7 protein-coding genes are annotated in these 10,023 nt (G+C 63.9%); all 7 read right to left on the bottom strand.

Translation table 11 applies throughout. The features are described from left to right. Positions 1 to 71: 71 nt before the first annotated feature. Complete coding sequence (locus KW832_RS00285; protein WP_121422054.1) at positions 72 to 752, bottom strand: carbonic anhydrase; 681 nt, start codon at positions 750 to 752, stop codon at positions 72 to 74. Positions 753 to 779: 27 nt separating this feature from the next. Next, positions 780 to 1,586 carry a peptidylprolyl isomerase gene (locus KW832_RS00280; protein WP_218299112.1) on the bottom strand — a complete coding sequence of 269 codons (807 nt, stop codon included), beginning with the start codon at positions 1,584 to 1,586 and terminating at the stop codon, positions 780 to 782. Positions 1,587 to 1,743: 157 nt separating this feature from the next. Then, positions 1,744 to 2,478: a respiratory nitrate reductase subunit gamma gene (narI, locus tag KW832_RS00275; protein ID WP_218299036.1), complete on the bottom strand. Its 735-nt coding sequence runs from the start codon at positions 2,476 to 2,478 to the stop codon at positions 1,744 to 1,746. Next, positions 2,475 to 3,176: a nitrate reductase molybdenum cofactor assembly chaperone gene (gene narJ / locus KW832_RS00270; RefSeq protein WP_121507780.1), complete on the bottom strand. Its 702-nt coding sequence runs from the start codon at positions 3,174 to 3,176 to the stop codon at positions 2,475 to 2,477. Before narJ ends, narI begins: the two co-directional genes overlap by 4 nt. Positions 3,177 to 3,196: 20 nt before the next feature. Next, positions 3,197 to 4,720, bottom strand: coding sequence for a nitrate reductase subunit beta (narH, locus tag KW832_RS00265; RefSeq protein WP_121422051.1), 1,524 nt, complete (start codon positions 4,718 to 4,720; stop codon positions 3,197 to 3,199). A 23-nt stretch (positions 4,721 to 4,743) separates the two neighbouring features. Further along, the gene (locus tag KW832_RS00260; RefSeq protein WP_218299037.1) at positions 4,744 to 8,547 is read right to left on the bottom strand and encodes a nitrate reductase subunit alpha; all 3,804 of its coding nucleotides are present in this window, start codon (positions 8,545 to 8,547) and stop codon (positions 4,744 to 4,746) included. A gap of 37 nt (positions 8,548 to 8,584) precedes the next feature. Further along, positions 8,585 to 10,003, bottom strand: a complete 1,419-nt coding sequence (locus KW832_RS00255) for an MFS transporter (RefSeq protein WP_055398426.1) — start codon at positions 10,001 to 10,003, stop codon at positions 8,585 to 8,587. Between the last annotated feature and the right edge of the window lie 20 nt (positions 10,004 to 10,023).

The raw sequence follows: 10,023 nt of genomic DNA, 5'->3' as shown, positions 1-10,023 counted from the left end.
CCAGTGAGGTCTTGCGTTCCATCAAGAGGGCCTCATTCCTCACGGATCTGCCGCGAGAATGCCGGACAAGGTCAAAGCTCGTCCAGAAGAACTTGTCCATCATGCTCCACGTAAGGGTGGTAGGGGCCGGTGCCGCTGTTGTCCGCCAGCGAGGCCGGCACAAAACCGCCCGTCTTGACATCAAACACATGGACTTCTCCTTCCTCGATCACGTAGTGCCAGCCGTGCAGGCTGATCTGCCCTGACTGCACACGGCTGCGCACCATCGGGTACTCCATGAGGCGTTCGAGCTGCAGCACCACGGCGCGCTGCTCAGTGCGGCGGAGCACCTCGGGGCCCGCCTGCATGGGCAGCAGGGCCTCGCGCCCCAGGTCCAGCCAGCGGTTCAGGTTGGGCGCTTCGGGCGAAACCTCACCATACATCGCCTTGATAGCCCCACAGTGACTGTGGCCGCACACCACGATGCGGCGCACCTGCAGGTTGAGCACTGCAAACTCAATGGCAGCCGTCGTGCCATGGTGGCCGTGAGATCCGTCATACGGCGGGATGAACGCACCCACGTTGCGCACCAGGAAAAGCTCCCCCGGGCCCGCGCCGGTCAACAGGTAGGGCACCAGGCGCGAGTCGGAACAGCCGATGAACAACGTGGTGGGGTGCTGCCCCTCGTCCACCAGCGTCTGGAACTGTTCGCGGTACTGGGGAAAGGCGTCGTCGTGAAAACGACGCAGGCGATCAAGCAGCTCGTCGGGCATGGTGCGATCAGATGGCGTGCAATGCACCTACTGTACAAGCGGAGAATCGGCCGCGTCCAGTGCCACGCCCTCCACCACGGCAGCGCCCGCCAGCAATTGCAGGTACTGCCTCAATGCGTTCACCCAGGCCTGCTGGCGCAGCGTGAGGGCGATGGCCTGGCGCACCTCTTCGAACGAAGGCTGCTGCCCCGGATCGCGCGCCACCACCTCCACCACATGCAGGCCAAACCGGCTGTGCACCAAGCGTGCCAGCACACCGATCTCGGCGCTGCCAAACACCTCGCGGGCGAACTCGGGGGCACAGTCGGCGCGGGTCAGCCAGCCCAGGTCGCCGCCTTGCTGGCCGCTGGGGCAGTTGGACCACTGCGCAGCCGCCTCGGCAAACTTGGCACCACCATCGTCCGCACAGCGCAAGTCAATCAACATGGCCTCGGCACGCAGGCGCAGCTGCTTCACATCCACGCCCGGCGTCACGGCAAACAGCACGTGGCGCAGCTGGGCGCGCTCGCCCTGAGCGTGTGCCGCAGGGTGGGCGTCGTGGTAGCGACGGCAGGCTTCTTCCGATGGGTCGGGGATGGGTAGCTCACGCTCCAGCAGCTGCTCGATGGCGTTGGAGGCCTCAGTGCTGATGGCTCCCCCGACGCCGGGCACATCGTCTGCTGAGAGCAAACCCGCCTGCTGGGCCGCTTGGCGCAGCAGTTCGGTGCAGGCACGCTGGCGCAAGGCTTCGTCATCCAGCCAGTCGGCCGTTGAGTTCAACGCCACGCCGTTAATGCGCGCCACCGGGGCCAGCCCCGTGGGCTGAGGGGCCGCCATGGCGGGCGTGTCTGCCATGACAGTCGCCCCTACCGTGGCAGACAGCGCCTCGTAAGCGGCCGTTTGCTCGGGGGAAAGCACGCTTTGGGGGGCGCTCTGACTGGTTGCACTGGTGCTGCAACCGCAGCTACCGGTTCCACATCCGCTCATGGTGTGCTCCTTATGCGGTACGAACTCAAACACCACGGCGGTCTTGCGACTGCGTGTGGCCGGGTGGCAGGTTCAGGCGGCGCGCACGCACCACCTGGTAGGGGCGCAGCACATAGGCCAGCGCGCCAAAGCCGCTCCACACATGCACCAGGCGGGTGAACGGGAAGACCAGGAAGATCGTCATGCCCAGGAACATGTGGGCCTTGAAGATCCAACCCGCTTCGGCCAGCAGCTCGACGCCGCCGCTGCGGAAGGTCACCACGCGCTGACCCCACTCGGCCAGCTTCATCATCATGGAGCCATCCAGATGCTGCGCCGACAGCGGAATGGTGGCCAAGCCCAGCGCCAGTTGCAGCCACAGCAGCACCAGGATCAGGATGTCGCTGGTCTTGGACGTGGCGCGGATGCGGTCATCCGACAGGCGCCGGTGCAGCAGGATGGACAGGCCAATGAAGCCCAGCACGCCCGCGATACCGCCCGTCACCATCGCCATGATCTGCTTGGCACCTGCAGTGATAAAGCCTTCGTACAGGAAGTGCGGCGTGAGCATGCCCACGGTATGGCCAAAGAACAGGAACAGCACACCGATATGGAACAGGTTGCTGCCCCAGCGCAGGCTGCCGGTGCGCAGCAGCTGCGACGAATCGCTTTTCCAGGTGTACTGGTCGCGGTCGAACCGCGCCCAGCTGCCAATGAAAAAGACAGCGAGGCAAATATACGGATAGATGCCAAACAAGAGGGTGTCAAGCCAGGCGGTCATACGGAGACTCCTTCTGGTGCCCGCTCGGTGCGGGGGGTACGAACAAAATGCAGAGGCTGCGGCTGGTCAGGCTTGGCCTGGCCCTGGGTGCTGCAACCGCCAAACGCTTCGGGCTCGGCCCAGACCTCGTCCATGGGCGGCTCGGGAGTGAGCGCCACCGACTGCACGCGCTGGCCCGACACTTCGAGCACCGCAGCAATCACGCTGGCATAGGGGCTGCTTCTTGCCACCAGCGCACTGAACAGCGCGTTCAGGATGTGGGCCATTTCGCCCAGGAACTCCTTGGCCACTTCGGGCGGCTGGGTGGAGGCGAACTCCAGCACCACCGGCAGGTGATCGGGCAGCTCTTCGGCTTCAAACTTCAGGCCTGCTTTGTCGTAGGTCTGCAGCAGATCGATGAGCGCAGGCCCCCGGTCGCGCGAGTCGCCGTGCACATGCTCGAACAGGTGCAGCGAGGTCTGGCGGCCCCGGTCGAAGTTGTCCACGTAGCGGGCTTCGGCTTCCAGCGGGTCGAGTGCAGCCAGGTGCTCGCACACTGCCTTCAGCTCATCCATGCGATCAGCCGTCAGGGCTTGCTCGGCCTGCAGCGCGTCGATCAGCTGCGGCATCACGCTGCGCAACTGCGCATCGGGGTAGCTCAGCAGGTAGCCCAGAGCGCGCAAGGTCAGGCGCACGGAGGTCGGGTTCTTCTTGAACATGGTGATTCCTTCCGTTGCACTCAAACAGTGGCTTTGATGGGGATCGTGCGGGGCTTCTTGCCGCCGAACATGCTGGTCTCGGTGGCGCCGTCGGAGCACCCGTTGCCAAACGAGAAGCCGCAGCCGCCCCGGATGTCGAACGCGTTTTCGGCGTATTCGCGGTGGGCCGACGGGATGACGAAGCGGTCCTCGTAATTGGCAATTGCCATCACGTGGTACATCTCCTCGACCTCGGCCATCGACAGGCCGGCCTGCTTGAGCACGGCCAGGTTCTGGCGCTGCTCCACGTGCTTGTCGCGCTGGTAGGTGCGCATGGCCAGCATGCGCTCCAGCGCCCGCACCACAGGGCCGGTATCGCCAGCGGTGAGCAGGTTGGCCAGGTACTGCACGGGGATGCGCAGCTGCGACACATCGGGGATATCGCCATTCACGCCCACATGGCCCGCGTTGGCAGCGGCCGTGATGGGCGAGAGCGGTGGCACATACCAGACCATGGGCAGCGTGCGGTACTCGGGGTGCAGTGGCAGGGCCACCTTCCACTGCACGGCCATCTTGTAGACGGGGCTGTTGCGCGCGGCGTCCATCCAGCTGTCCGGGATGCCGTCGATGCGGGCTTGCTTGATCACGTCCGGGTCGTTCGGGTCCAGGAAGATGTCGAGCTGCGCCTGGTACAGGTCGCGGTCGCGTTCCACGCTGGCAGCTTCCTGGATGCGGTCTGCGTCATACAGCAGCACGCCCAGGTACCGGATGCGGCCCACGCAGGTCTCGGAGCACACGGTGGGCTGGCCCGCTTCGATGCGGGGGTAGCAGAAGATGCACTTCTCAGCCTTGCCCGATTGCCAGTTGTAATAAATCTTCTTGTAGGGGCAGCCCGAGACGCACATGCGCCAGCCACGGCACTTGTCCTGGTCGATCAGCACGATGCCGTCTTCCTCGCGCTTGTAGATCGAGCCCGAGGGGCACGATGCCACGCACGCCGGGTTCAGGCAGTGCTCGCACAGGCGCGGCAGATACATCATGAAGGTGTTTTCGAACTGGCCGTAGATGTCCTTTTGCACATCGTCGAAGTTCTTGTCCTTGCTGCGCTTGCTGAACTCGCCGCCCAGGATTTCTTCCCAGTTCGGGCCCCACTCGATCTTCTCCATGCGCTTGCCGGTGATCAGGCTGCGCGGGCGGGCCGTGGGTGCGGCCTTCGTTTCAGGCGCCGACTGCAGGTGGTCGTAGTCGAACGTGAAGGGCTCGTAGTAGTCGTCGATCTGGGGCAGGTTGGGGTTGGCGAAGATGCGCATGAGCAGCTTCCACTTGCCGCCCTGACGGGGGGCGATGGAGCCGTCAGGGTTGCGCACCCAGCCGCCGTTCCACTTGTCCTGGTTTTCCCATTCCTTGGGGTAGCCGATGCCAGGCTTGGTTTCGACGTTGTTGAACCAGGCGTATTCCACCCCGGGACGGCTCGTCCAGACGTTCTTGCAGGTGACGGAACAGGTGTGGCAACCAATGCACTTGTCCAGGTTCAGCACCATGCCGATTTGTGCGCGAATTTTCATCGTGTTTCTCCTTGTCTTCGGCTTCAGGCGTGGGCTGCCGTGCTGGACACGGGCTCATCGTCGAGCCAGTCCACGCGGTCCATCTTGCGCACCAGCACGAACTCGTCGCGGTTGGTACCAATGGTTCCGTAGTAATTGAAGCCGTAGCTCAACTGCGCATAGCCGCCAATCATGTGGGTGGGCTTGAGCACAATGCGCGTGACCGAGTTGTGGATGCCGCCGCGCGTTCCGGTGATCTCGGAGCCGGGCGTGTTGATGATCTTCTCTTGCGAGTGGTACATCATCACCATGCCGGGGTTTACACGCTGGCTCACCACCGCACGGGCTGCAATGGCACCGTTGGCGTTGAAGAGTTCGACCCAGTCGTTGTCCACGATGCCAGCGACCTTCGCGTCGTCCTCGCTCAGCCACACCACGGAGCCGCCCCGGTTCAGCGTCAGCATCATCAGGTTGTCGCTGTACGTGCTGTGGATGCCCCACTTCTGGTGCGGCGTGATGAAATTGAGCGCGATCTCGCGGTTGCCGTTGGGCTTCTTGCCTTCCACTTCTTCCAGCGTCTTGAGGTGCACGGGTGGGCGGTAGCTCACGAAGCCTTCGCCAAAGTCACGCATCCACGGGTGATCTTGGTAGAACTGCTGGCGGCCCGTGAGGGTGCGCCATGGGATGTACTCGTGCACGTTGGTGTAGCCGGCGTTGTAGCTGACCTTTTCGCTTTCCAGGCCAGACCAGGTGGGCGAGCTGATGATCTTGCGCGGCTGCGCCTGGATATCGCGGAAGCGGATCTTCTCGTCTTCGCGGTGCAGCGCGAGGTGCACGTGGTCGCGCCCAGTCTGCTTGCCCAGGGCCTCCCAGGCCTTGCAGGCCACGTGGCCGTTGGTTTCGGGGGCCAGCATCATCACCACTTCGGTGGCGTCGATGTCGGACACGATGCGGGGCATGCCCTGCGTCACGCCCTCTTCCTTCACCCGGCCGTTCAGGTCGCCCAATTGGCCGACTTCGGTCTGCGTGTTCCAGCCGATACCCTTGCCGCCGTTGCCTGCCTTGTCCATCAAGGGGCCCAGGGCGGTGAAGCGCTTGTAGAGGTTGGGGTAGTCGCGCTCGACCACGGTGACCTGCGGCGCCGTCTTGCCGGGGATGAGTTCGCACTCGCCCCGCTTCCAGTCGCGCACGCCGTAGGGCTGGGCCATTTCGCCTGCCGTGTCGTGCATGATGGGCGTGAGTACCACGTCCTTTTCCACGCCCAGGTGGCCCACGCTGACCTCGCTCACGGCCTTGGCGAAGCCCTTGTAGATCTCCCAGTCGCTCTTGGCCTGCCAGGCAGGGTCCACTGCGGTGGACAGCGGGTGGATGAAGGGGTGCATGTCGCTGGTGTTGAGGTCGTTCTTCTCATACCAGGTGGCCGTGGGCAGCACGATGTCGGAGTACAGGCAGGTCGTGCTCATGCGGAAGTCGAGCGTGACCAGCAGGTCCAGCTTGCCTTCGGGTGCGTTGGTGTGCCACTGCACTTCCTCGGGCTTGGCTTCGTCTTTGCCCAGGTCCTTGCCCTGCACGCCGTGGGTGGTGCCCAGCAGGTGCTTGAGGAAGTATTCATGCCCCTTGCCCGACGAGCCCAGGATGTTGGAGCGCCACACGAACATGTTGCGCGGCCAGTTGGACGGATGGTCCGGGTCCTCGCAGCTCATCGTGAGCGTGCCGTCCTTCAGAGACTTGACGACGTAATCCTTCGCGTCCATACCCGCTGCAGCGGCATCCTTGGCCACCTGCATGGGGTTGGTCTTGAGCTGGGGCGCTGATGGCAGCCAGCCCATGCGCTCGGCGCGCACGTTGTAGTCAATCTGCGCGCCGTGGTAGGCCTTCTTGTCAGCCAAGGGCGAGAGGATTTCCTCCATGCCCAGCTTCTCGTAGCGCCACTGGTCGGTGTGGGCGTAGAAGAAGCTGGTGCTGTTCATCTGGCGCGGTGGGCGGATCCAGTCCAGCGCAAAGGCCAGCGCAGTCCAGCCCGTTTGGGGCCGTAGCTTTTCCTGGCCCACATAGTGCGCCCAGCCGCCACCGCTTTGGCCAATACAGCCGCACAGCATCAGCATGTTGATGATGCCCCGGTAGTTCATGTCACTGTGGTACCAGTGGTTCATGGCCGCGCCGATGATCACCATGGACTTGCCATGCGTCTTGTCGGCGTTGTCGGCAAACTGGCGCGCCACGGTGATGATCTGCTCACGCGGCACGCCGGTGATGGCCTCTTGCCAGGCAGGGGTGTAGGGGCGGTCGGCGTCGTAACCGCCACCGGGCTCTTCGCCCGGTAGGCCTCGGTCAATGCCGTAGTTGCCCGCCAGCAGGTCGAACACGGTGGCCACCATCACGCGGCCCTGGGCTTCGTGACCGGCCAGCTCCAGGTGGGACACCGGCACGCGGCGCACCATCACGTCGCCACCTTGTTCGTTGGCCGTGAAGTTGGGCGTTGCCACGCCGCCAAAGTACGGGAAGGCGACATCGGCAATGTCGTGGGCCTGCTCGCCATCTTCGATTACCGACAGCTTGAGCTTGACGGTGTTGCCGGTGCGTGCTTCCTTGTTCTCCAGGTTCCACAGGCCCTGGTCGGGGCGGCCGTCCGCCCCCCAGCGAAAGCCGATGGAACCATTGGGCAGCGTGACCTGGCCCAGTTCGTCGTAGCCCACAGTCTTCCAGTCGGGGTTGTTGGACTGGTCAAGCTGGCCTGGGAAATCGCTGGCGCGCACATAACGGTCGGGCACCATCACCGTGCGGCCATCGGGCAGCGTTTTTTCCTTGAGCACCACCAGCAGCGGCAGGTCGGTGTAGCGGCGCGCGTAGTCGTCAAAGTACGCACTGCGGCCCTTGCCACCTTCCTTGAAGTAGAACTCGTTGAGGATCACATGACCCATGGCCATGGCTACGGCGGCGTCGGTGCCCTGCTTGGGGTGCATCCACAGATCGCCCAGCTTGGCGACTTCGGAGTAGTCGGGCGTTATGGACACCACCTTGGTGCCCTTGTAGCGCACCTCGGTCAAAAAGTGCGCATCGGGCGTGCGCGTCTGGGGCACATTGGAGCCCCAGGCAATGATGTACGAGCTGTTGTACCAGTCGGCCGACTCGGGCACGTCGGTCTGCTCGCCCCAGGTCTGCGGGCTGCTGGGAGGCAGGTCGCAGTACCAGTCGTAAAAACTCATGCACACGCCGCCGATCAGGCTCAGGTAGCGGCTGCCAGCGGCGTACGAAATCATCGACATCGCCGGGATGGGCGAGAAGCCGATGATGCGGTCAGGACCGTGCTTCTTGATCGTGTAGACATTGGCCGCAGCGATCATCTGGTTGACTTCATCCCAGGTGCTGCGCACAAAGCCGCCCAGGCCGCGCTGCTTTTGCCATTCGCGCTTGGAGGCATCGTTCTCGACGATGCTGGCCCAGGCGTCCACCGGGCTCTTGGCCAGGGCGATGGCGGCGCGCCAGTGCTTGAGCAGGCGGCCACGCACCATGGGGTACTTCACGCGGTTGGCGCTGTACAGGTACCAGCTGTAGCTGGCGCCGCGTGCGCAGCCACGGGGCTCATGGTTGGGCAGATCAGGGCGGGTGCGGGGGTAGTCGGTTTGCTGGGTTTCCCAGGTCACGATGCCGCCCTTGACGTAGATCTTCCACGAACAGGAGCCCGTGCAGTTCACGCCGTGGGTGCTGCGCACGATCTTGTCGTGCGCCCAGCGGTCGCGGTAGGCGTCTTCCCAGGTGCGGTCTTCACCGTTGGTTTCGCCATGGCCTTGGGCAAAGGTCTCGCGGGGCTGCGAGAAGTACGAAAGGCGATCGAGGAAATGGCTCATCGAAGGGCTCCTTTTCTGATTTCTGTTCTGGGGTTGACTAGCAAGGCATCTCGGCGTGCTTGCGTGCGTAGGTCCACCAGGTGATCACGATGCAAACGAGATAGAAGGCGAAGAACGTCCACAGTGCAGCGTGGGGGCTGCCGGTCAGCGCGATGGAGCTGCCATAGCTCTTGGGGATAAAGAACCCGCCGTAGGCGGCCATGGCGGCGGTGAAGCCCAGCGTAGCCGCGCCCAGGGTGTTGCCCTCCTTATTGGCGCTGGCCACAGCGGCGGCGTTGTGCTTGTCCACGCCGCGCATGGCTTCGGTCAGGAAGATCACGGGGATCATGCGGAAGGTCGAGCCGTTGCCGATGCCGGTGGTGAGGAACAGCACCAGGAAGCACACGAAGAAACCTGCAAACTGGCCTTCGTTGCCGCCAGGGCCACCGGAGGGCAGGAAGAACGTCACACCCATCACGGCCACGGCCATGACGATGAAATTCCACAGCGTGACGCGCGCACCACCGAGCTTGTCGGCCAGCCAGCCACCGAAGGGGCGGATCACGGCGCCCACCAGCGGGCCCAGCCAGGCGTAGGCCAGCGGGTTGATGCCAGGGAACTGGCTCTTGATGAGCAGCGGAAAGCCCGCTGCATAGCCGATGAACGAGCCGAAGGTGCCGAGGTACAACACGCACATCAGCCAGTTGTGCTTGCGCTTGAAGATGGCGGCCTGCGCGGCAAAGGAGGCCTTGGCATCGGCAATGTCGTTCATGCCGAACCAGGCGGCCAGCGCCGTCAGCGCAATCCATGGCACCCAGATGAATGCGGCGTTCTGCGTCCACACCTGCACGGTCTGGCCGTTCTTGACGATGGTCTGGCCTTCGCCACCAAAGATGCCGAAGATGCCTGCCGTGACGACCAGCGGGCTCAGAAACTGCACCACCGAAACGCCCAAGTTACCCAGGCCTGCATTCACGCCCAACGCTGAGCCCTTGCGCTCCTTCGGAAAGAAGAAACTGATGTTGGCCATGCTGGAGCTGAAGTTGCCGCCGCCCAGGCCGCACAGCAGCGCCAGGATGAGCATGGTGGGATAGGTCGTGGTGTTGTCTTGCACCGCAAAGCCGATGCCAATCGCAGGGATCAGCAAGCTGGCGGTGGAGATCGCCGTCCAGCGGCGCCCACCCACCAGCGGCACCATGAACGAATAGAAGATACGCAGCGTGGCGCCGCTGAGCGCGGGCGCTGCGGCCAGCCAGAACAGCTGGTTGGTCGAATACTTGAAGCCCAGGCCCGGCAGGCTCACGGCAACCACGCTCCAGACCTGCCAGATGGCAAAGGCCAGGAACAGCGCGGGCACTGAGATCCACAGGTTGAGCTTGGCGATGGCTTCGCCTTCGCGCTCCCAGAACGATTTGTCCTCAGGAGCCCAGAGGGTGAGCAGACGCCCCTGGCGCCTGCTGGCGGGTGTGGCAGACATGGTGTTTCCTTGGAAAGTGA

It is taken from the genome of Acidovorax sp. sif0632 (assembly GCF_019218805.1).
In the GTDB taxonomy this organism is placed as follows: domain Bacteria; phylum Pseudomonadota; class Gammaproteobacteria; order Burkholderiales; family Burkholderiaceae_C; genus Acidovorax; species Acidovorax facilis.
The sequence above is the reverse complement of the archived record's forward strand: the minus strand, read 5'-3'. Positions and strand labels throughout refer to the sequence as shown.